This window comes from Acidovorax sp. FG60 (assembly GCF_057808995.1).
Genome location: NZ_JBMDJC010000017.1, coordinates 93,035 through 113,750, shown reverse-complemented (window position 1 = coordinate 113,750; position 20,716 = coordinate 93,035). Strand labels below are relative to the sequence as shown.

Sequence of the window (20,716 nt, the reverse complement as noted above, 5' to 3'; positions counted from 1 at the left end):
CTGAAGCCCTGCGCACTGGCAAGATCCCTTCGGGCGAATTCAGCGCCATGTAATTTGCGCGGGAGGTACTGCGGTCGTTGTCACGGCTGCAGCCCGATGCCGAAAGCAAAAGGCCGAGGCCCCGTGGGGGGCCTCGGCCTTTTTGCGTTTGAGAAACGCCCCCAACAACGGTCAAGGAATCAGCGTCACGCCCGTTTTGGCTTGTAGGGCATCAAACGTCACGCCCGGAGCCAGTTCCACCACCTTCAGGCCTTGGGGGGTGACGTCCATCACCGCCAGGTCGGTGATGATGCGGTCGACCACGCCCACGCCCGTCAGCGGCAGCGTGCACTGGGGCAGGATCTTCAGGTCTTCGGTGCCGTCCTTCTTCTTGGCAACGTGTTCCATGAGCACGATCACGCGCTTGACACCCGCCACCAGGTCCATCGCGCCGCCCATGCCCTTGACCATCTTCCCGGGGATCATCCAGTTGGCCAGATCGCCCTTTTCGCTGACCTGCATGGCGCCCAGGATGGACAGGTTGATCTTGCCGCCACGGATCATGGCAAAGCTGTCATGGCTGCCAAAGATGGACGAGCCCTTGATGGTGGTCACGGTCTGCTTGCCAGCGTTGATCAGGTCCGCATCCACCTCATCTTCGTTGGGGAACGGGCCGATGCCGAGCATGCCGTTTTCGGACTGCAGCCACACTTCCTTGTCGGCGGGCACGAAATTGGCCACCAGCGTAGGGATGCCAATACCCAGATTCACGTAAAAGCCGTCTTCGAGCTCATGGGCGGCACGCGCCGCCATTTGGTCTTGACTCCACGACATATGTATTTCTCCAGCTTGTTCGGTGACGGCAGGCTTGCACGCCTGCTTTTCGATAAACGCAGGCTTAAACGCCCGCCTTCTCAGTGATGGTGCGCTTTTCGATGCGCTTTTCCGGGTTCGGGTTGTGCACGATGCGGTGCACATAGATGCCGGGCAGATGGATCTGGTCGGGCACCATGGCACCGGTTTCCACCACCTCTTCCACTTCAACGATGCAGACCTTGCCGGCCATGGCAGCGGCAGGATTGAAGTTACGGGCCGTCAGACGGAACTGCAGGTTGCCCGACTTGTCGGCGCGGTGCGCCTTGACCAGCGCCACCTCGGGCACGAGCGAGCGTTCCATCACATAGGTTTCGCCGTCGAACTCGCGCAGTTCCTTGCCCTCGGCCACGATGGTGCCCACACCGGTCTTGGTAAAGAAAGCAGGAATGCCCGCGCCGCCTGCACGCAGCTTCTCGGCCAGCGTGCCCTGGGGCGTGAACTCCAGTTCCAGCTCGCCGGCCAGGTATTGGCGCTCGAACTCCTTGTTTTCACCCACGTAGGACGAAATCATCTTCTTGATCTGGCGGGTTTCCAGCAGCTTGCCCAAGCCAAAGCCATCCACACCTGCGTTGTTGGAAATCACGGTGAGGTTCTTGACGCCGGAATCGCGCAAGGCGTCGATCAGCGCTTCAGGGATGCCACACAAACCGAAACCACCCACAGCCATAAGCTGGCCGTCTGCAACCACGCCCTTGAGGGCCTCAGCTGCGGAGGGGAATAACTTGTTCACCACGATCTCCTTGTGAATTTGGATGCGCTACGATACTACGTACCCGATTAAGTAGTATCCCGTAAAGACTTGCACTATGGACGTTGCCAATGGACGTTGATTACCGACTCGCTTTTGACATGGCCCCCGTGGGCCTGGTGCTGTCGCGCAACCGCACCATGGTCGATTGCAACCGGCATGTGTGCGAGATGTTCGGCGCCTCGCGCGAGGTGCTCATCGGTCAGTCGTTCCAGATACTTTATCCAAGCGCCGACGAATACGAGCGCCTTGGCGCGCACATGGAACCTATCCTGAACGCCAAGGGCCACTACGCCGACAACCGCATCATGAAGCGTGCCAACGGCGAGGTCTTCTGGTGCCATGTGTCAGGCCGTGCACTCAACCGAGATGCCCCGCATGAATCAGGCATCTGGAGCTTTGAAGACCTGAGTTCGCAACGCCCCGTGAAGGCCGAGTTGACAGGCCGCGAACGCGAGGTGGCCGCGCGCCTGTTGGAGGGACTGACTTCCAAGGAGATCGGCCGGGCCCTGGAGATCAGCCACCGCACGGTGGAGATTTACCGGGCACGCCTCATGCGCAAGTACAACGCATCCACCGCTGCCGACCTAGTACACAAATTACTCGCTGGTTGAGCCCTACTTCGGGCCGTCGATCACGTCAGCAGCTGTGCGAAAAGCCTCGACTGCCGTCGGCAGGCCGCAGTAGATGCTGGCGTGCAGCAACACTTCCTGGATCTCTGCCGCTGTAGCGCCGTTGTTGAGCGCGCCGCGCACGTGGCCCTTAAGCTCATGCTGCTTGCCCAGCGCGGTAAGAAACGCCACCGTGATCAAGCTGCGCGTCTTCATGTCCAGCCCCGGCCGCTGCCATACATCGCCCCAGGCATTGCGGGTGATGAACTCCTGGATCGGCTGGGTGAACGCCGTGGCATTGCCAAAGGCATTGGCGACAAAGTCCTCGCCCATGACCTGCTTGCGTGTGGCCAGACCCTTGTCGAAGTCCTTGGTGGATGGGAGTTGTTGTGTCATGCGGGCTCTCCGGTTCAGTTGGGGCCGCCATCGTAGCCGCAGCGCCTGCACGAAAAACACAAAGCCACCTGCCATGCCCCGGGAAGGGCCAGGCAGGTGGCTTTATCAAAGTGCTGAGCCCCAGGTTTACGCTGCCGCGAGATCAAAGCGATCCAGGTTCATCACCTTGGTCCAGGCGCGGGCGAAGTCCTGCACAAACACGGCCTGGGCATCGCTGCTGGCATAGACCTCGGCCAGCGCACGGAGCACGGAATTCGAGCCAAACACGAGGTCGACCACGGTGCCGGTCCATTTCTTGGCGCCTGTGCTGCGGTCCACCCCTTCCAGCACACCGGTTGCGCTCGCTGACTTCTGCCATTGGGTGCGCATGTCGAGCAGGTTCACAAAGAAGTCATTGCTCAACGTTTCCGGGCGCTGCGTGAAAGCTCCGTGAGGCGCCTGGCCCATGTTGGCACCCAGTACCCGCAAACCGCCGACCAGCACCGTCATCTCTGGCGCAGTCAAGGTCAGCTGGTTCGCGCGGTCAATCAGCAGTTCGGCCACAGCGCCCTCCAGCCCGGGGCGCACGTAGTTGCGAAAGCCATCGGCCACGGGCTCCATCACTTCGAACGATGGCACATCGGTTTGCTCCTGCGAGGCGTCGGTGCGGCCGGGGGTGAAAGGCACGGTCACGTCCTGCCCGCCTCGCTTCGCGGCAGCCTCCACAGCGGCGCCACCGGCCAGCACGATGAGGTCGGCCAGCGAGATTTTCTTGCCGCCCGTCTGCTCGGCGTTGAACGCGCGCTGGATGACTTCGAGCTGGCCCAGCACCTTGGCCAGTTGTGCAGGCTGGTTTACGTCCCAGTCCTTCTGCGGAGCCAGACGAATGCGCGCCCCATTGGCTCCGCCGCGCTTGTCGCCGCCTCGGAAAGTTGAGGCAGAAGCCCAGGCCGTCGATACCAGCTCAGAGATCGAGAGGCCCGACGCCAACACCTTGGACTTGAGTGCCGTGATGTCTTGTTCGTTGACCAGAGCATGGTCCACTGCAGGAACAGGGTCTTGCCAGACCAGCACTTCGGCGGGCACTTCAGGGCCCAGGTAGCGTGCACGCGGCCCCATGTCGCGGTGTGTGAGCTTGAACCAGGCGCGCGCAAATGCGTCGGCAAATTGCTCAGGGTGCTCCAGGAAGCGGCGCGAGATCTTCTCGTAAGCCGGATCAAACCGCAGCGACAGGTCGGTGGTGAGCATCGTGGGTACCAGCTTCTTCGACGCATCGTGTGCGTGTGGAATCGTGGCCTCGGCACCCTTGGCCGTCCACTGGTGGGCACCGGCCGGGCTCTTGGTCAGCTCCCACTCAAAGCCGAACAGGTTTTCGAAGAAATTGTTGCTCCATTGGGTGGGTGTGGTGGTCCAGGTGACTTCCAGGCCGCTGGTGATGGTGTCGCCGCCCTTGCCAGAACCATGGCTGCTCTTCCAGCCCAGGCCCTGCTCCTCGATGCCTGCGCCCTCCGGCTCCTTGCCCACCAGCGCGGCGTCGCCCGCGCCATGGGTCTTGCCAAAGGTATGGCCACCCGCGATGAGCGCCACGGTTTCTTCATCGTCCATGGCCATACGCGCAAAGGTGTCGCGGATGTCGCGCGCGGCGGCGATGGGGTCGGGGTTGCCGTTGGGACCTTCGGGGTTCACGTAAATCAGGCCCATCTGCACAGCAGCCAGCGGGTTGGCCAAGTCACGCTCACCGCTGTAGCGCTTGTCCCCGCCCAGCCAGGTGTTCTCGGCGCCCCAGTACACGTTTTCATCGGGTTCCCACACGTCGGGGCGGCCACCGGCAAAGCCGAAGGTCTTGAAGCCCATGGACTCCAGTGCCACGTTGCCCGTGAGGATCATCAGGTCGGCCCACGAGATCTTGCGACCGTACTTCTGCTTGATGGGCCAGAGCAGGCGGCGTGCCTTGTCCAGGTTGGCGTTGTCGGGCCAGCTGTTCAGGGGCGCAAAACGCTGCTGCCCTGCCCCGGCGCCGCCGCGGCCATCGGCCAGGCGATAGGTGCCGGCGCTGTGCCAGGCCATGCGCACGAAGAGCGGACCGTAGTGTCCGAAGTCGGCCGGCCACCAGTCCTGCGAATCGGTCATCAATGCATGCAGGTCGGCCTTTACGGCAGCAAGGTCCAGGCTCTTGAATTCTTTTGCGTAGTCGAAGCCGTCGCCCATGGGATCGGTGAGCGGGGAGTTCTGGTTCAGGGGACGGATATTGAGCTGGTCTGGCCACCAGTCGGCATTGCCACGGCCCTTGGGCGCAGCAGCCTTGGTGTGGTCAAACGGGCACTTGTTGGTCTCTTGTGTCATGAGGCACTCCTGTTGGCGTTGGTGAGCAGCCGATGTTATGGAGTGCATTTCCGTATGAAAAGGCAATAGTTTTGATTAATTCAATAGTTTTTCTCTAATTTCGGCAAATGCAGCGGACTACCGGCCTCCTTGCACCCACACGTATCGAACAGCACCGAGCGGACCCAGCGGTGCCCCGGCGAGCGGTGGGTGCGTTCATGCCAGGCAGCAGTTTTAACGAAGCCAGGTATGGCCACTGGTGGCTCCAGCACCACCAGCCCGCGAGCATCAGCTACCACCCGCTGGGGCACCACCGCGATCAGGTCGCTGTTGCGCAGGATCTCCGGCAGCACCAGAAAGCTGGTGATCGACAGCACCACCCGCCGTGATCGGCCCAAGCGTGCCAACACCTCATCCGTCACGCCGCAGAAACCGCCACCCGTGTACGAAATGAGCGCATGGTCCAGCGCGCAGAAGCGGTCCAGCGACAGCGCGCCGCCCTTTGCATCCGGGTGCCCGGCGCGCATCACGCACACGTAGCGCTCGTCAAACAGGTGCCGGGCATACAGGTCTGGCGCCGTGTTCTCGGGGCTGATCAGGGCCAGATCGATATCGCCCCGCTCCAGCCGCTCGTACACCGGCAGATGCTGGGCCGGCACCACGGCCACACGCACGCCGGGCGCGTGGCGACGCAGCATGGCCAGGAATGGCACGACCACCGCCTGCAGCGCATAGTCGGTGGATGCGAGCTGCACCGTCATCTGCGCCGTGGCAGGGTCAAAGACCTGAGGTTGCAGCAGCGACTCGATCCCACCCAGCAGTTCCTTGACCGGCGCGGCCAGCTCCTGTGCGCGCAGCGTGGGCGTAATGCCACGCTGTGTACGCACGAATAGCGGGTCATCGAAGCTTTCGCGCAGCCGGGTCAGCATGCCGCTCACCGCAGGCTGGGTGAGCGACAGGCGCTGGGCGGCGCGGGTTACGCTGCGTTCGTCGAGCAAGGCATCCAGTGCCTTGAGCAGGTTCAGGTCCATGGCCCTGATATCAATTGCCATGATTTCAGAAATAAGAACTATCGATTTGGTTTATGGCCGCATCGTACCCACCATCTTCACTCTGCGTGGTCGTGGTGTCTTTGCCCCCGCCCTCAGACCGAAATTCCTTTTCTATTTAACCGACAAGAAAGCAAGCTGCATGTCTGCCCTGTTCACACCGTTCCAGCTCAAAAGCGTCACCCTGCGCAACCGCATCGCGATCCCGCCGATGTGCCAGTACAGCGCGGTGGATGGCTTCACCAATGAATGGCACCAAGCGCATTACGCCGGTCTCGCTCGCGGCGGCGCAGGCCTGGTGATCGTCGAGGCCACGGGCGTATCGCCCGAAGGCCGCATCACCCCGGCCTGCACAGGCCTTTGGAACGACCAGCACGTCGAAGGCATGGGCCGCATCGCCGCCAGCATCAAGGCCGCTGGCGCCGTGCCCGGCATCCAGATCGCCCACGCAGGCCGCAAGGCCAGCGCCCAACGCCCCTGGGAAGGCGATGACCACATTCCCGAGAACGACGCGCGTGCCTGGCAGCCGATAGCACCGTCCGCCATTGCTTACGGCGGCGGTCTGCCCCGGGTACCCCAGGCCATGACACTGCAAGACATTGCCCGCGTGCAGGCCGACTTTGTGGCCGCCGCACGTCGCGCACTGGCCGCAGGGTTCGAGTGGCTGGAACTGCACTTTGCCCACGGCTACCTGGCGCAGAGCTTCTTCTCGCCCCACAGTAACCAGCGCACCGACCAGTACGGCGGCAGCTTTGACAACCGCGCGCGCTTTCTGCTGGAAACCGTGGAGGCCGTGCGCAAGGTGTGGCCCGCGCACCTGCCACTCACGGCACGCTTCGGAGTCATCGAATACGACGGACGCGACGAGGAAACCGTGGCCGAGTCCATTGAGCTGGTGCGCCAGATGCGCGAACGTGGCTTGGATATGGTCAACGTCAGCGCGAACTTCGTGATTGCCGAGACGCAGATTCCCTGGGCAACCCCCGCCTTCCTGGCCCCGGTCGCACAGCGCGTGCGCAGCGAAGCCGACCTGCCCGTGGCCTCGTCGTGGGGCATCGATGACCCGAAAATCGCTGAACGTGCAGTGGCCGACGGCCAGATGGATTTGGTGATGATCGGCCGCGCCCACCTGTCCAATCCGCACTACACCTACCACCTGGCGCAGGTGCTGGGCGTGCAAAAGCCTGAATGGAACACGCTGCCCGCGCCCTACGCGCACTGGCTGTCGCGCTATCGCGGCGCCGCAAAGGTCGCCGCAGCCCAGTAAAGCTCTGAAAAACGCCCTTGCCCTTTGGCCCGACGTTTAGTCCGGGGTCGAGCGGTGCAGGGGTAGCCCCGGCGCATCCAGCTGTGCGTGCAGGATGTGGCCGTGGGTCGAATCGGTCACGAACACCGTTTGTCCGCCCTGCCCGCCATAAGCCAGATTGGTAGTGGAGGCTCCGGCAGGCCCCCGCAGCACCAGCACGGGCTCGGCCCGGTGGTTGAGCACCCACACATAACCCAGGCCCGGGTTGGCCACCAACAGGCGCCCCGCCCCATCCACCGCAAGCCCGTCCGGGCCGCTCGGGCCGTACGACGTGAAGAACTGCCCCACCTTGGCCACGCTGCCATCGGGGAGCAGCGGCACGCGCCACACGCAGTTGCCACGTGTGGCGGCCAGGTACAGCACGCGGCCGTCGGGCGACAGGGCCACGCCATTGGGGCTGGGCACGTTGGCCAGCAACAGGTCGAGCTGGCCATTGGGGCGCAGCCGGTACAGGCGCCCGCTCGGGTCGTGCAGGCCGCTCTGGCCCTGGTCGGTGAAGTACAGGTTGCCGTCGGCGTCGAAGATCAAATCGTTCACGCCCTTGAAGCGTTCGCTGTTGCGGCGCTCCAGGTACGGCGTGACCCTGCCGGTCGCGATATCGACCCGCATCAACCCGTTCTTGTAGTCGGTGATGAGCAGCGTGCCCGCATCCATGAACTTCATCCCATTGGGCTCGCCGTCGTACTCGGCCACCAGCGTCCACGCGCCCTGCGAGTCGATGCGGAAGATGCGGCCCCAGGGGATGTCGGTCACGTACAGGTTGCCCACGCCGTCGAACACCGGGCCTTCGAGGAACGAATCGGTGACAGTGCCGCCCCGGTTGGCATCGGCCCAGGCGCTGCGCTCGGGGCGGCGGAAAGTGTCGGGCATAGAGCTGAAAAACGCCAGCTCGCAGACCGCGGGGGATTGCAGCAGAAACATGGAAGAGGCTTTCGTTGTCAGGAGGTGGTGCCGAAACCATACAGCCGCGCCGGGTTGTCCACCAGGATACGGTCCATCGCGGCATCCGAGCCCGCCCAGGCGCGCAGCAGGTCCACCAGGTCGGCATCGTTCACCGTGCCCGGCGCCTCGGTGGTGTGGGGCCAGTCGCTGCCCCACACCAGGTGACTGGGGGCCGCCCGCACCAGGGCTTGCCCCAGCGGCAGGGTGTCGGCGTAGCTGGGGCCCTGCACGGCAGAGCGCATGTAGGCGCCCGAGAGCTTGACCCAGGTGTTGCCGCTGTCCAGCAAGCGGCGCAGCACGCCAAAGGCTTGGGCCGATGGGCCTTCGGCCGGATCGATGCGGCCCAGGTGGTCGATGACCAGCGGCACCGGCAGCGCCTGCAGCACAGGCGCCAGCGCCACGATCTGCTCCGGGTGCGCGAACACCTGGATGTGCCAGCCATCGCAATCCGCATGCCGTGCCACCTTGCCCGCCAGCGTGCTCAGCATCTGCGCCGTGGTGGTGCCCCACGATTGGAGCGAGACAAAGTTGACCCGCAGCCCGCACACGCGGCGCGCGGCCAGCCGGGCCAGCTCTGCATCGCTCACGCGGGGGTCCACCACAGCCACGCCACGTGCGTCGTCACCCAACTGGTCCAGCGCATCCAGCGTGCAGGCGTTGTCGGTGCCGTAGGTGGATGGCGTGACCACCACCGTGCGGGTGCTGCCCAGGCGCTGCTGCAGCTGCCGATAGGCGGCCACGGGCGCATCGGGCGGCGTGCGCGGCCAGTGGGCAGACGGTGCAAAACGTGCATCGAAGATGTGCATGTGGCTGTCGCACGCGCCGGGCGGCAGCAGGCGCTGCGGGCGGTTCAGGCCCACCGAGTGCGGCACGGGCGTGGTCAGCGCGGGCAAAGACATGGCTCAGTCGAGTTTGATGTTGCCCTTCTTCACCACCTCGCCCCACTTGCTGTCTTCCTTCTTGAGGAAGGCGGCAAACTCCGCAGGCGTGGAGCCGATGGGCTGGGCGCCCAGGTCGGCCAGGCGCTGCTTCACTTCGTCTTCCCTCAGCACCTCTTGCAGGGCCTGCTGCAGTTTGGTGGCCACGTCGGCAGGTACGCCCGCAGGCAGGAACACGCCGTTCCACTCATAGGCCTCATAACCGGGGATGGCCGCCTCGGCCACGGTGGGCACATCGGGCAGGCGCTTGGAACGCTCAGGCGCCGACACGGCCAGCGCGCGCAGCTTGCCGCCCGCCACATGCGGGTAGGTGGCGGCCACGGTGCCGAACATGAAGTCCACCTGGCCCGCAATCACGTCTGTGATGGCGGGGCCACCGCTCTTGTAGGGCACGTGCACCATATCGAGGCCCAGCTTCTGGGCCATCAGCTCCGCCGCTAGGCGCTGCACCGTGCCGCTGCCGCCCGAGGCAAAGTTGATCTTGCCAGGCTGGGCCTTGGCCTTGGCGATCAGCTCGCCCAAATTCTTGTAAGGCGCATCGGCCTTCACGATGAGCACATTGGGCGCCAGCAGCACCAGCGACAGTGGCTGCAGCGCGGTGCTGGCATACGGCATCTTGGGGAACAGGTGCGGGTTGATGGAGTGCGGCGTGGCGTCGTACAGCATGGTGTAGCCATCCGCCGATGCCTTGGCCACAAAACTCGCGCCAATGGTGCCACTCGCGCCCGCCTTGTTGTCCACAATCACGCTGCCGCCCAGCTTGGCACCCAGGCGGGTGGCCACCACGCGGGCCACCGCATCGGCCGCGCCGCCAGGGGCATAGGGCACGACGAGGGTGATGGGCCGCTCGGGGAAGGCGGCGTGGGCCAGGCCTGCAGCCAGGGCGCAGGCGGCGATCAAGGGTTTGAGAAAACGCAACATGAAGTCTCCTTATCTATTCAATCCATGAAGAACAAACAGGTATCGCTGGCCCATGGCCTGCGAAACTGGCGCTGACAAAGCGCAGGCAGCCGTGCAAGGGCCGCCCCGCCGCACTGGCTGCGTCCCCCTTCCCGCATCGCGCAGCGAGGCGAGAGAGAGGGGGGAAGGCGCAAAGCGCCTCAGGGGGGTCAATCCACTTTCAGATCAAGCTCGCGTGCAATCTGCGTATAGGCGGCCACTTCGCGGCCGACCTGGCTGGCAAACGCAGCGCCGCAGGTGGCATCGGCGTCCAGCCCCAGGCCGCGCAACTTGTCGTTGGCCGCAGGGCTTTGCACAAAGTCCCTGGCCACGCGCTCCAGCTGCTGGGCGATGGCGTCGTCCAGCCCCGCCGGGGCCAGCAGGCCATACCAGGCGTCGGCCGAATACTTGCCGCCACCGGCCTCGGCAAACGTGGCCACGTCGGGCAGCAGCGACGACCGCTTGGGCGATGCCACGGCCAGCGCGGTGAGCTTGCCGCTCTTGATCTGCGGCAGCACCGAGCCCAGCGTGGCAAACGAGCTGTCGAGCTGGCCGCCCACCAGGTCCGTGACCACTGGCGCGGCGCCCTTGTAGGGCACATGGTTCAGCTGCAAGCTGTTGGCGCGGGCAAACATCTCGGTGGCAAAGTGGCCTGAGCTCCCCACGCCCGCCGTGCCTGCGGACAGACGCCCCGGCTCCTTGCGCGCACGGGCCATGTACTCAGCCAGCGACTTCACGGGCAGGGCCTGCCCCACCACCAGCACCGTGGGGCTGGTGGCCACGGTGCACAGCGGCTTGAACGACTTCACCGCATCGAACTTCACCCGCCCGGCGTACAGCCCCGGGATCATGGTGTGGTTGGTGGCGCCAAACAGCAGCGTGTAGCCGTCGGCGGGCGCGCTGGCCACCGCCTGGGCGGCCAGGATGGTGTTGGCGCCGGGCTTGTTGTCCACCACAAAGGGCTGGCCCAGCGCGCGGCTGGCGTGGTCGGCAAACGCACGGGCCACCACGTCGGTGGGGCCGCCTGTGGCAAATCCCACCACCAGCTTGACGGGCTTGTGGGGGAACGCAGTTTGCGCCCCTGCTGCACCGGATGCTATACAAACAATAGCTATCAGCGCTTTATGGACGAGCGCAGAGGCCATTTTTCTTCTCAAAATAGTGTGCATGTCTTTGTCTCCATGGGCCGGGGCGCCCTGCCCCGTGCCTTTTTTCTCTTTGCTTTCAGGAAGGGGGCTGGCGTCAGGCCGCAGCCATCGCTGCGCCAGGCACCCGGGCCAGCACGGCCAGCAGGTTCTGCGCCGCGCCCACGCCCATGTTCACGTAGGCATCGCTGGTCACACCGCCGATGTGGGGGCTGAGGATGAAGTGCTTCTCGCCCTGGAAGGGATGGCCCGCCGTCATCGGCTCGACCGCAAAACTGTCCAGCCCTGCCGCCATCACCTGGCCCGAACGCACGGCCGCCAGCAGCGCGGCCTCGTCGATCAGGCCGCCACGCGCCGTGTTCACCACGATCACGCCGCGCTTGCACTGCGCCAGCGTGGTGGCGTTCAGCATGCCCCGGTTCTCGTCAGTCAGCGGGCAGTGCAGAGACACGGCATCGGCTTCGCGCCAGATCGCCTCCAGGCCCACGCTCTGCACATAGTCCGGCAGGTTCTTCGCAAACGGGTCAAAGCCGATCACGCGCATGCCCAGGGCGTCGGCCATCTTGGCAAACCGCAGGCCGATGGCACCCAGGCCCACCAGGCCCACGGTGCGGCCACCCAGCTCCAGGCTTTTGTGCGTGGCTTTGTCCCAGTGGCCCGCGTGCATGCGCGCGTCGAGCTGCACCACCGATTTGGCGCAGGCCAGCAGCAGCGCCAGCGCCTGCTCGGCCACGGCCGCAGCGTTGGCGCCTACGGCGGCCACCACCTCAATGCCCCGGGCCTTGGCCGCCACCTTGTCGATGGTGTCGGTGCCACTGCCGTGCTTGGAGATGACCTTGAGCGCCGGGGCCGCGTCCATCACCGCAGCGCCCACCTTGCCGTAGCGCACGATGATGGCCACGGGGTTGTGCGCACCGCACAGGGCCACCATGTCTTCTTCGGTAGGCGTCTTGCCTGCGTAGACGATGTCGTAGCCCGTGAGCAGGTCCAGGGCTTGCTGCGCCAGATCGGCGCCGGTGACGATGATGGTTTGGCTCACAGCGATTCCCCTTCCTTCAGCACGCCAGCAGCGCGCAGCGCGGCAGGCAGCCATTTCGATGCGGTGTCGCCGCGTGCAATGGCTTCGATGCGGGCGGCTTCGTCGGCCACCTTCTTGTCGGCCAGGGCCAGCATGGCGGGGGCTTTTTCGCGCTCGATCACCACCACGCCATCAGCATCGCCCACGACCAGGTCACCCGCGTTCACCACGGCACCACCGGCGCAGATGGGGTGGTTGATGCGGCCGGGCACGTACTTGGTGGGGCCTGCAGGGTTGAAACCCGCGCTGAACACGGGGAAGTCCAGCTCCAGGATCTCCAGCTTGTCTCGGATGGCGGCATCCACGATCACGCCGGCCAGGCCGCGCTTTTTGCAGGCGCTGAGCATCAGCGTGCCCATCAGCGCCGCCGTCTGGTCGCCCTTGCCGTCGATCACCAGCACATCGCCCGGCTGGGCCAGGGCGATGGCGGCGTGGATCATGAGGTTGTCGCCGGGGCGCACTTCCACGGTGAAGGCCGGGCCCGCCACCTTCATGTTCTGGTGCACAGGGGCCACACGGCCGTGCATGGTGCCGCGGCGGCCTGCCACGTCGGCCAGGATGGCGGCCTGGTAGGTGGCGGCTTTTTGCACTACGTCGGCGCTCACGCGGTCGATGGTGCGGATGATTTCAGGGAGTTGGCTCATGGGGAATCCTTGGAAAGAACGCGGAGATGCTGGGGAGCGAATGGGCGCGGCTGACTGGGATGCGCGTGCAAGGCGCCCATGCCGCAGCGCAACCAGCCCCGGACTCAGCGGCTGGCGAAGTGCAGACGAAATGCGAAGGTGAAGAAGTGGGGCGGGCAGATACGGGGGACAAACCGCTCCCCCCAGCGTGAGCCCGTCAGTCCAGGCTGGCGCCCGAGTCCTTGACGATCTTGGCCCAGCGCGGCACTTCGGCTTTGAGCAGCGCGCTGAACTGTTCGGCGGTGCCGCCCAGCACATCGCCGCCTTCGGAGCGCAGCTTGTCGGCCAAATCGGGTTGCTGCAGTGCCGCGTTGATGGCCTTGTTGAGCTGCGCCAGGATGGGTGTGGGCGTACCGGCAGGGGCCAGGATGCCGAACCAGGTCACGGCCTCGAAGCCCTTGTAGCCCGACTCGGCCAGTGTGGGCACATCCGGCAGTTGCGGCGAGCGCTTGGCCGAGGTGATGGCGATGACCTTGAGCTTGCCATTGCGCACCTGGCCCAGCAGCGTGGGCACCGACGACATGTACAGGTCGATCTGCCCGCCCACCAGGTCCGTCATGGCCTGGGCCGCGCCCTTGTAGGGGATGTGGCGCAGCTTGATGTCGGCGGCGTTTTCAGCCAGCTCACCGGCCAGGTGGGCCACGGTGCCGTTGCCCGAATAGCCCAGCGTGAGCGCGTCAGGCTTGCCCTTGGCGGCCGCCACCACATCGGCGTAGCTCTTGAAGGGTGAGTTGATGGGCGCAGCCATGACGATGGGCGAGGACGAGACGAGCGCCACGGGCACCAGGTCCTTGAGCGGGTCGTACGGCAGCTTGGGGTACAGCGTGGGGTTGATGGCCAGGTTGCTGGTCTGGCCAATGACGAGCGTGTAGCCGTCGGCGGGTGACTTGGCGGCGGCGTCCACCCCCAGGTTGCCGCCCGCGCCGGGGCGGTTGTCCACGATGACGTTCCACTTGTTCTGGTCCGTGAGCTTTTGCGCCACCGTGCGGGCAATCATGTCGGTGCCGCCGCCGGGCGGGAACGGCACGATGAGGCGGATGGGTTTGCTGGGGTAAGCGGCCTGCGCCAGAGCGGCCCCGGTGGGTGCGGCTGCGGCCGCAAAGCCCAGGAAGGCAGCGCACAGGGAGCGCGAAAGCGAAGTGAAGGCGGTCATGAATTTGTCTCCGTTGTGGTGGTTCGTCACGCCGGTCTGCAGGGCCTTTGTTGTGATACGTGTTCTGGTCCGGCGCCGTGGGTGCGACTGTACGCAGACGTTTCAACCCATACAATGCAGTTGCGTACCATGAAACGAATTGCGCCATGAGCAACCACCCCGCCAAGCCCTCCCAACCCCTCGCCCCCGCGCCCCGTCCCATGGCCCCGGCAGATGCAGAACCCGGTGGTGGTGTCATCGCCGTCACACGTGCCCTGCAGGTGCTGGAAGCCTTTGCACTGGGCGAATCCAGCCTGCCCCTGGCCGAGCTGAGCCGCCGCTGCGGCCTGCACAAGACCACCGTGCTGCGCCTGGCGCGCACGCTGGCGCAGTCGGGCTTCATGGTGCAGCGCGAGGATGGCGACTGGCGCCTGGGCCCGGCTGCAGGCTGGCTGGGCGCGCGCTACCAGGCCGGTTTTGACGTGCAGAACGTGCTGGAGCCCGCGCTGCGCGAGCTGACCCTTGCCACAGGCGAAAGCGCCGCGTTTTATGTGCGCGAAGGCAATGTGCGGACCTGCCTCGTCCGTGTGGAAGGCCCGCAGGCGCTGCGCCACCATGCACGCATGGGCGAAGGCCTGCCGCTGGACAAAGGATCGCCGGGCCGCGTGATCCTGGCGTTTTCGGGCGAGCCGGGCAAGGCCTATGAAGAGATCCGAAAAAAGGGCTACCACTGGTCGATTGGTGAGCGAGAACAGGGCGTGGCCACGGTGTCGGCGCCGGTGTTTGGCATGCACTGGCGGCTGATGGGCTCGGTGTGCATTTCGGGCCCGGCATCGCGCCTGCCCGCCGAAAAGCTCGAAGCGCTGGCGCAGACAGTGATGGCTGCGGCCACCCAGTTGTCGTATGCGCTGGCGGGCAATTCGGCCGCGCCCGCCCAGAGTCCGGTGCGAGCGACCCACTGGCACCCCTGAGGCATCCGTGATACTTGCGGCATCCACCACAACAACCCCAGGAGACCGCCGTGAGCCGCTACCCTTTTCCCGACCTGAACACCCTGCCCGAAGACATCCGCGCACGCATCGTGGAAGTGCAGGAGAAGGCGGGCTTCATCCCCAACGTGTTCCTGGCCTTTGCACGCCGCCCGGCCGAGTGGCGAGCGTTCTTTGCCTACCACGATGCACTGATGCTGAAAGAGGAAGGCAGCCTGACCAAGGGCGAGCGCGAGATGATCGTGACCGCCACCAGTGCCGCCAACCAGTGCCTGTATTGCGTGGTGGCCCACGGCGCCATCCTGCGCATCTACGAAAAGAAACCGTTTGTGGCCGACCAGGTGGCCGTGAACCACCGCAAGGCCGACATCAGCCCGCGCCAGCGCGCCATGCTCGACTTTGCGATGAAGGTCTGCCTTGACGCACACGAAGTCGAGGACGCCGACTTTGTGGCCCTGCACGCCCATGGTTTTGACGACGAGGACATCTGGGACATCGCGGCCATCACTGCATTCTTTGGCCTGAGCAACCGCATGGCCAGCTTTACGGGCATGCAGCCCAACCCAGAGTTTTACTTGATGGGACGGGTGCCCAAGCAGAAGTAAGTGCACTGGCGCATTTACTATCAATCTAATAGCTACTAGCGCTTACCCAATAAGCGCTATAGCCCAATTTCATTCAAATTCAATCCGCAGAGACCAGCGCCCGCATCCAGTCCGGCAAGGGCGCTGCCTTCTGCTGCGGGAAGTCCACCCAGATGGTGGTGGCACCACCTGCCGCGCAAATCACGCCGGGCTGGTCCGTGCGCTCCATGGTGCCCCAGGTCTCGAACGTCGTGCGGCCCGGGTCGCTCACGTAGAGCTTGAGCAGCACGTCAGCCGGGTATTCGAGCTGCTTGTAGAAATTGCAGAACGCATTGACGATGACCGGCCCCTGACCGCGCGGATCGGGGTTGCAGCCCACCGACACCATCCAGTCGATGCGCGCCGTCTCCAGGTACCTGAAATACACCGTGTTGTTGACATGGCCCATCGCGTCCATGTCGCCCCAGCGCACGGGGAAGCGCATTTCAAAAACCAGCTTCTTGACTTCGGGGATTTCAATCTTCATGGCTTCGCACACCCGAGGGATCAGACCCCAAAGCCGTCGTCAGCCGCAATCACCGCACCATTGATGAAATGGCTCTGGTCGCTGGCCAGCATCACCAGCAGCGCATCCAGGTCTTGCGCGTTGCCCACGCGCTTGCGGGGCAGCATGTCGATGAGCTTCTTGCCCTGCTCGGTCTGCCAGTGGTGGTGATTGATTTCAGTGTCGATGTAGCCCGGGCAGATCGCATTCACGTTGATGCCGAACTTGCCCCATTCCATGGCCATGGCCTTAGTCATCTGCACCACGGCGGCCTTGCTCATGCAATAGGCGCCGATCTGCGGCAACACCTTGAGGCCCGCCATCGAGGCAATGTTGATGATGCGACCGCCGGTGAAGCTGCCCGGCGCTGCACCGCGGGAGCGGGCCAGCATGCGCTTGCCCACCTCTTGCGCCACAAAGAAGGCACCCTTCACGTTGGTATCGAAGATGAAGTCATAGTCCTCGGGCGTCACGTCCTGGATGCGCTGCGTGGTGCTCACGCCCGAGTTGTTCACCAGAATGTCGATGGAGCCCATTTCGGTCTCGGCATGGGCCACGGCGGCCTTGATGGAGTCGTGGTCGGTCACATCCAGCTCGATCACATGGGCGTCACCGCCCTCGCCTTCGATGCGCGCGCGCAGCTCCTTGAGCTTTTCCACCCGGCGGCTGGCCAGCACGACGCCTGCACCCGCGCGGGCCAGCGTGCGGGCAAACTGCGCGCCCAGCCCGCTGGAGGCGCCCGTGATGAAGGCCACGCGGCCGGACAAGTCGATGCTGTATGCCATTTAGAGTCTCCCTACTGATCAAAATAGAACGGTCGTTCGATTGTCCATATTCCGTGAATACAATCAGTCGCCAGACAGACAGGGCGCGGTCGGCGCTCTGTAGAAAATAATCCATTATCAAACGCCCGACGAGAAGCCCATGACCAACGAAGAAATCCTCGCCCAATACGGCCCCCGTGAATCCATGGAATACGACGTGGTGGTCGTTGGCGGTGGCCCTGGCGGCCTTGCCACTGCGATCCGCCTGAAGCAACTGGCGGCCGAAAAAGGCCAGGACGTCTCGGTCGTGGTGCTCGAAAAAGGCTCCGAGCCCGGTGCGCACATCCTGTCGGGCGCCATCATGGACCCCAAGGCGCTCACCGAGCTGATCCCCGACTGGAAAAAGCGCGGCGCCCCGCTCAACCAGCCCGTCACCGACGACGCCTACATCTTCCTGTCTGAAAAATCGGGCTTTCGTGTGCCCAACATGTTCCTGCCGCCGTTTGCGCAGAACCATGGCAACTACATCATCAGCCTGGGCAACCTGACCAAGTGGCTGGGCGAGCAGGCAGAGGCCCTGGGCGTGGAAATCTTCCCCGGCTTTACCGCCGCAGAGGTCCTCTACAACGATAACGGCTCCGTCAAGGGTGTGGCCACGGGCAATCTGGGCATCGGCAAGGACGGCGAGCCCACCGAAAACTTCCAGCTCGGTATGGAGCTGCTGGGCAAATACACCGTGTTTGCCGAAGGCGCACGCGGCCACCTGGGCAAGCAGCTGATTGCCAAGTACCAGCTCGACAAGGACCGCGACCCGCAGAGCTTTGGCATTGGCGTGAAGGAACTCTGGGAAATCGACCCCAAGAAGCACCAGCCCGGCTTTGTGATGCACACCGCTGGCTGGCCCATGGAGAACGACACCTACGGCGGCGCCTTCCTGTACCACCTGGAGGGCAACAAAGTCGCCGTCGGTTTTGTGACCGGCCTGGGCTACCAGAACCCCTACCTCAGCCCGTTTGAAGAATTCCAGCGCTGGAAGACGCACCCGAACGTCCGCTATTACTTCGAAAACGAAAAAGGCGAAATCACGGCCAAGCGCCTGTCGTACGGCGCGCGCGCCATCAACGCCAGCGGCATCAACGCCCTGCCCAAGACCGTGTTCCCGGGCGGCGCACTGGTGGGCTGCAATGCGGGCTACCTGAACGTGGGCCGCATCAAGGGCAGCCACGCCGCCATCAAGACCGGCATGCTGGCCGCTGAAGCCGCCTACGACGCCGTGGTGGCAGGCCGTCAGCACGACGAGCTGACAGCCTACCCCGAAGCCTTCGAAAAGAGCTGGCTGCACACCGAACTGAACAAGGACCGCAACTTCAAGAACTGGTTCAAGTACGGCCTGACCACGGCCACGCTGATGAACGGTTTCGAACAATTTGTGCTGCGCGGCCACATCCCCTGGACGTTGCACCGCGACAAGCCCGACCACGCGTACCTCAAGCCTGCGGCCGAGTGCAAACCCATCGTCTACCCCAAGCCCGATGGCAAGCTCACGTTCGACCGCCTCTCCAGCGTGTTCATCAGCAACACCAACCATGAAGAGAACCAGCCCGCCCACCTCACGCTCAAGGACGCGAGCGTGCCGGTCAACATCAACCTGGCCAAGTACGCGGGCCCCGAGGCGCGCTACTGCCCGGCGGGCGTTTACGAGTTCGTGCCCGACACCACCAAAGGCGGTGATGCCCAGCGCCTGCAGATCAATGCGCAAAATTGCGTGCACTGCAAGACCTGCGACATCAAGGACCCCACGCAGAACATCGTGTGGGTCACCCCTGAAGGCGGCGGCGGTCCGAACTATGCAGGCATGTGAGCACCATCAAAATTCATAGCACCTTGTGCTTGAAGGGCCTGCGCTGCAGGCCCTTTTTTATTGATGTATCTGGCACTGGCGCTCACGCGGCTGCCCGCGTGAGTTGAAACTGCCCCATCGCACCCGCCAGCCGGTTGGCCTGGTCCTTGAGGCTCTGGGCCGCTGCAGCGCCCTGCTCCACCAGCGCGGCGTTTTGCTGCGTCATGTGGTCGAGCTGGTCGACCGCCTGGCTCACCTGGCCGATCTGCGTGCTCTGCTCGCTGCTGGCCTCGTTGATCTCGGACATCAGCGTGGTCACCCGCTCCACGCTCTGCACGATGTCGCCCATGGTGGAACCTGCGGTGACCACCAGCCGGGCGCCGTCACTCACCTTGTCCACGCTGGTGGAGATCAGCGCCTTGATCTCGCGCGCCGCATTGGCACTGCGCCCTGCGAGGCCCCGCACTTCGCTGGCCACCACGGCAAAGCCGCGCCCCTGTTCGCCAGCGCGGGCGGCCTCCACGGCGGCGTTCAGTGCCAGGATATTCGTCTGGAACGCAATGCCATCAATGATGCCCACGATGTCGGCGATCTTCTTGCTACTGGCGTTGATCTCTTCCATGGTCTTGACCACCTGGCTGACCACTTCGCCGCCTTTGCTGGCCACTTCGGTGGCGTTCAGCGCCAGGGCATTGGCCTGGCGTGTGCTGTCGGCATTGGCGGCCACCATCTGCGCCAGCTGCGCAATGCTGGCCGCCGTCTGCTGCAGGTTGCTGGCGGCATGCTCGGTGCGCATGCTCAGGTCAGTGTTGCCCGCTGCCACCTCCGAACTGGCCACATGGATGGATTCGCCCGAGTCACGCACCTCGGTCACCACGTAGTGCAGCGACTCGACCATCTTGTCCAGCGCCGTGAGCAGCTGGCCAATCTCGTCGGTGCGCTGGGTTTGCATGCGCACCGTCAGGTCGCCCCGCGCCACCAGATCCGCCGCCTCGCAGGCCTGGCGCAGCGGCAGCACGATGGAGCGCCGCAGCAGCCAGCCAAACAGCGCCGACAGCGCCACCACCACCAGCACCGCCACAGCACTGACCCATTGCGCACGGGACGCGTCGGTAATCATGCTGTCACCCGCTTTCAGGGATGACTGCTCGGAGGCTGCGAGCAACTGGTCAATGGAGCGCAGGTACTGGGTCAACGCAGCAGCGTGTTCCTGCAACTCCTTCTGGCTGATGATCTTGGCTTCGAGGGCGTTTTGCACCAGCGCATCCCGCAACACTGCATATTTCTGGCGTTGCTCCTGGGCTTCGGTCCACAGCGGCCCGGCGCTCTCGCTGGAGGACGCCTTGGCCATCGCTTCTTCAATGCGCTTGCGCATCGCGTCTTCAGCGGCGATTTGGCTGCGCATCTCAGCCACCAGCGGGAACACGTCGGACGACAACGTGGCGCGCAATGCAATCTGGCCGATATAGACAGACTGCGTTTTCCAGTCCCGCACCGTGCGCTCAATGGGCAGCTGCTCTGCAGTCAGCAGCGTAGCCTGGCGGCTGGTGTCCTGGCCCGTCAGCCAGGTGGTCGCGCCGAGCAAGGCCACCGCGAAGCCCAGAATGCCAAAGCTGGCCGCCAGCTTCTGCCCCACGCTCAGGGTGCGGCTGCGCCGCGCAGGCTCTGGGCTCTGGGCGGCAGAGTCTGTAGTGGCATGGCTGACATCCGCGTGTACAGGTGCGGCGGAGAAGGTGGCGCCGCCAAGCGCCCCGGAAGTGGCTGGCAAGTAATTCATGAGCGTTCTCCTGGTTCATTTCCCGCACCGTGCGGGGGTGGAAACCAGTGGTGGCAAGCGCTGTGCCCAGTGTGTCCCCGCAGGTACATCGCACA

At 64.5% G+C, this 20,716-nt stretch carries 20 protein-coding genes; 5 read left to right on the top strand and 15 right to left on the bottom strand.

The window, feature by feature from the left end; genetic code table 11:
* Positions 1–171: 171 nt before the first annotated feature.
* Positions 172–813: a CoA transferase subunit B gene (locus tag ACODS0_RS21395; RefSeq protein WP_055402417.1), complete on the bottom strand. Its 642-nt coding sequence runs from the start codon at positions 811–813 to the stop codon at positions 172–174.
* Positions 814–877: 64 nt separating this feature from the next.
* Positions 878–1,585, bottom strand: a complete 708-nt coding sequence (locus ACODS0_RS21390) for a CoA transferase subunit A (RefSeq protein WP_055402415.1) — start codon at positions 1,583–1,585, stop codon at positions 878–880.
* Positions 1,586–1,674: 89 nt separating this feature from the next.
* Between ACODS0_RS21390 and ACODS0_RS21385 the strand changes: the two genes are divergently transcribed.
* On the top strand, positions 1,675–2,217 hold the full coding sequence (locus ACODS0_RS21385) for a PAS and helix-turn-helix domain-containing protein (protein ID WP_055402413.1): 543 nt from the start codon (positions 1,675–1,677) through the stop codon (positions 2,215–2,217).
* 3 nt (positions 2,218–2,220) lie between these two features.
* Here the strand turns inward: ACODS0_RS21385 and ACODS0_RS21380 are convergent, their stop codons facing one another.
* The 3 genes from ACODS0_RS21380 to ACODS0_RS21370 all read right to left on the bottom strand — a co-directional run bounded on the left by ACODS0_RS21380 (position 2,221) and on the right by ACODS0_RS21370 (position 5,963).
* On the bottom strand, positions 2,221–2,610 hold the full coding sequence (locus ACODS0_RS21380) for a carboxymuconolactone decarboxylase family protein (RefSeq protein ID WP_176885831.1): 390 nt from the start codon (positions 2,608–2,610) through the stop codon (positions 2,221–2,223).
* Between the two features lie 126 nt (positions 2,611–2,736).
* Positions 2,737–4,932 (bottom strand): catalase/peroxidase HPI, encoded by a 2,196-nt coding sequence (katG, locus tag ACODS0_RS21375; RefSeq protein ID WP_488837047.1) that lies wholly within the window; start codon positions 4,930–4,932, stop codon positions 2,737–2,739.
* A gap of 80 nt (positions 4,933–5,012) precedes the next feature.
* On the bottom strand, positions 5,013–5,963 hold the full coding sequence (locus tag ACODS0_RS21370; RefSeq protein WP_431152873.1) for a LysR family transcriptional regulator: 951 nt from the start codon (positions 5,961–5,963) through the stop codon (positions 5,013–5,015).
* A 139-nt stretch (positions 5,964–6,102) separates the two neighbouring features.
* Between ACODS0_RS21370 and ACODS0_RS21365 the strand changes: the two genes are divergently transcribed.
* Positions 6,103–7,227, top strand: coding sequence for an NADH:flavin oxidoreductase/NADH oxidase (locus tag ACODS0_RS21365; protein WP_487262774.1), 1,125 nt, complete (start codon positions 6,103–6,105; stop codon positions 7,225–7,227).
* Between the two features lie 36 nt (positions 7,228–7,263).
* On the opposite strand, the gene ACODS0_RS21360 is transcribed toward ACODS0_RS21365, so the two are convergent.
* The 7 genes from ACODS0_RS21360 to ACODS0_RS21330 all read right to left on the bottom strand — a co-directional run bounded on the left by ACODS0_RS21360 (position 7,264) and on the right by ACODS0_RS21330 (position 14,144).
* Positions 7,264–8,187 carry an SMP-30/gluconolactonase/LRE family protein gene (locus ACODS0_RS21360; protein ID WP_488837045.1) on the bottom strand — a complete coding sequence of 308 codons (924 nt, stop codon included), beginning with the start codon at positions 8,185–8,187 and terminating at the stop codon, positions 7,264–7,266.
* A 17-nt stretch (positions 8,188–8,204) separates the two neighbouring features.
* Positions 8,205–9,107, bottom strand: a complete 903-nt coding sequence (locus tag ACODS0_RS21355) for an amidohydrolase family protein (protein WP_488837043.1) — start codon at positions 9,105–9,107, stop codon at positions 8,205–8,207.
* A 3-nt stretch (positions 9,108–9,110) separates the two neighbouring features.
* A complete protein-coding gene (locus ACODS0_RS21350) occupies positions 9,111–10,067 on the bottom strand; it encodes a tripartite tricarboxylate transporter substrate binding protein (protein ID WP_488837041.1) in 957 nt (318 codons plus the stop codon).
* Positions 10,068–10,255: 188 nt separating this feature from the next.
* Positions 10,256–11,230 (bottom strand): Bug family tripartite tricarboxylate transporter substrate binding protein, encoded by a 975-nt coding sequence (locus ACODS0_RS21345; protein ID WP_488837052.1) that lies wholly within the window; start codon positions 11,228–11,230, stop codon positions 10,256–10,258.
* 97 nt (positions 11,231–11,327) lie between these two features.
* On the bottom strand, positions 11,328–12,269 hold the full coding sequence (locus ACODS0_RS21340) for an NAD(P)-dependent oxidoreductase (RefSeq protein WP_488837039.1): 942 nt from the start codon (positions 12,267–12,269) through the stop codon (positions 11,328–11,330).
* The gene (locus tag ACODS0_RS21335; RefSeq protein ID WP_228895083.1) at positions 12,266–12,952 is read right to left on the bottom strand and encodes an RraA family protein; all 687 of its coding nucleotides are present in this window, start codon (positions 12,950–12,952) and stop codon (positions 12,266–12,268) included. The genes ACODS0_RS21340 and ACODS0_RS21335 overlap by 4 nt, the downstream gene beginning before the upstream one ends.
* A gap of 196 nt (positions 12,953–13,148) precedes the next feature.
* On the bottom strand, positions 13,149–14,144 hold the full coding sequence (locus tag ACODS0_RS21330; RefSeq protein ID WP_488837037.1) for a tripartite tricarboxylate transporter substrate binding protein: 996 nt from the start codon (positions 14,142–14,144) through the stop codon (positions 13,149–13,151).
* Between the two features lie 146 nt (positions 14,145–14,290).
* Here ACODS0_RS21330 and ACODS0_RS21325 point away from each other — a divergent pair, with 146 nt between their 5' ends.
* Together ACODS0_RS21325 and ACODS0_RS21320 are read left to right on the top strand one after the other, a co-directional pair.
* Complete coding sequence (locus ACODS0_RS21325) at positions 14,291–15,094, top strand: IclR family transcriptional regulator (protein ID WP_488837035.1); 804 nt, start codon at positions 14,291–14,293, stop codon at positions 15,092–15,094.
* 50 nt (positions 15,095–15,144) lie between these two features.
* Positions 15,145–15,717 carry a peroxidase-related enzyme gene (locus ACODS0_RS21320; RefSeq protein ID WP_488837033.1) on the top strand — a complete coding sequence of 191 codons (573 nt, stop codon included), beginning with the start codon at positions 15,145–15,147 and terminating at the stop codon, positions 15,715–15,717.
* Positions 15,718–15,796: 79 nt separating this feature from the next.
* On the opposite strand, the gene ACODS0_RS21315 is transcribed toward ACODS0_RS21320, so the two are convergent.
* On the bottom strand, positions 15,797–16,222 hold the full coding sequence (locus tag ACODS0_RS21315) for an acyl-CoA thioesterase (protein ID WP_488837032.1): 426 nt from the start codon (positions 16,220–16,222) through the stop codon (positions 15,797–15,799).
* Between the two features lie 20 nt (positions 16,223–16,242).
* The gene (locus ACODS0_RS21310) at positions 16,243–17,025 is read right to left on the bottom strand and encodes an SDR family oxidoreductase (protein ID WP_488837030.1); all 783 of its coding nucleotides are present in this window, start codon (positions 17,023–17,025) and stop codon (positions 16,243–16,245) included.
* 139 nt (positions 17,026–17,164) lie between these two features.
* Here ACODS0_RS21310 and ACODS0_RS21305 point away from each other — a divergent pair, with 139 nt between their 5' ends.
* The gene (locus ACODS0_RS21305) at positions 17,165–18,865 is read left to right on the top strand and encodes an electron transfer flavoprotein-ubiquinone oxidoreductase (protein WP_055402390.1); all 1,701 of its coding nucleotides are present in this window, start codon (positions 17,165–17,167) and stop codon (positions 18,863–18,865) included.
* Between the two features lie 82 nt (positions 18,866–18,947).
* Here the strand turns inward: ACODS0_RS21305 and ACODS0_RS21300 are convergent, their stop codons facing one another.
* The gene (locus ACODS0_RS21300) at positions 18,948–20,621 is read right to left on the bottom strand and encodes a methyl-accepting chemotaxis protein (RefSeq protein ID WP_488837028.1); all 1,674 of its coding nucleotides are present in this window, start codon (positions 20,619–20,621) and stop codon (positions 18,948–18,950) included.
* Positions 20,622–20,716: the final 95 nt, after the last annotated feature.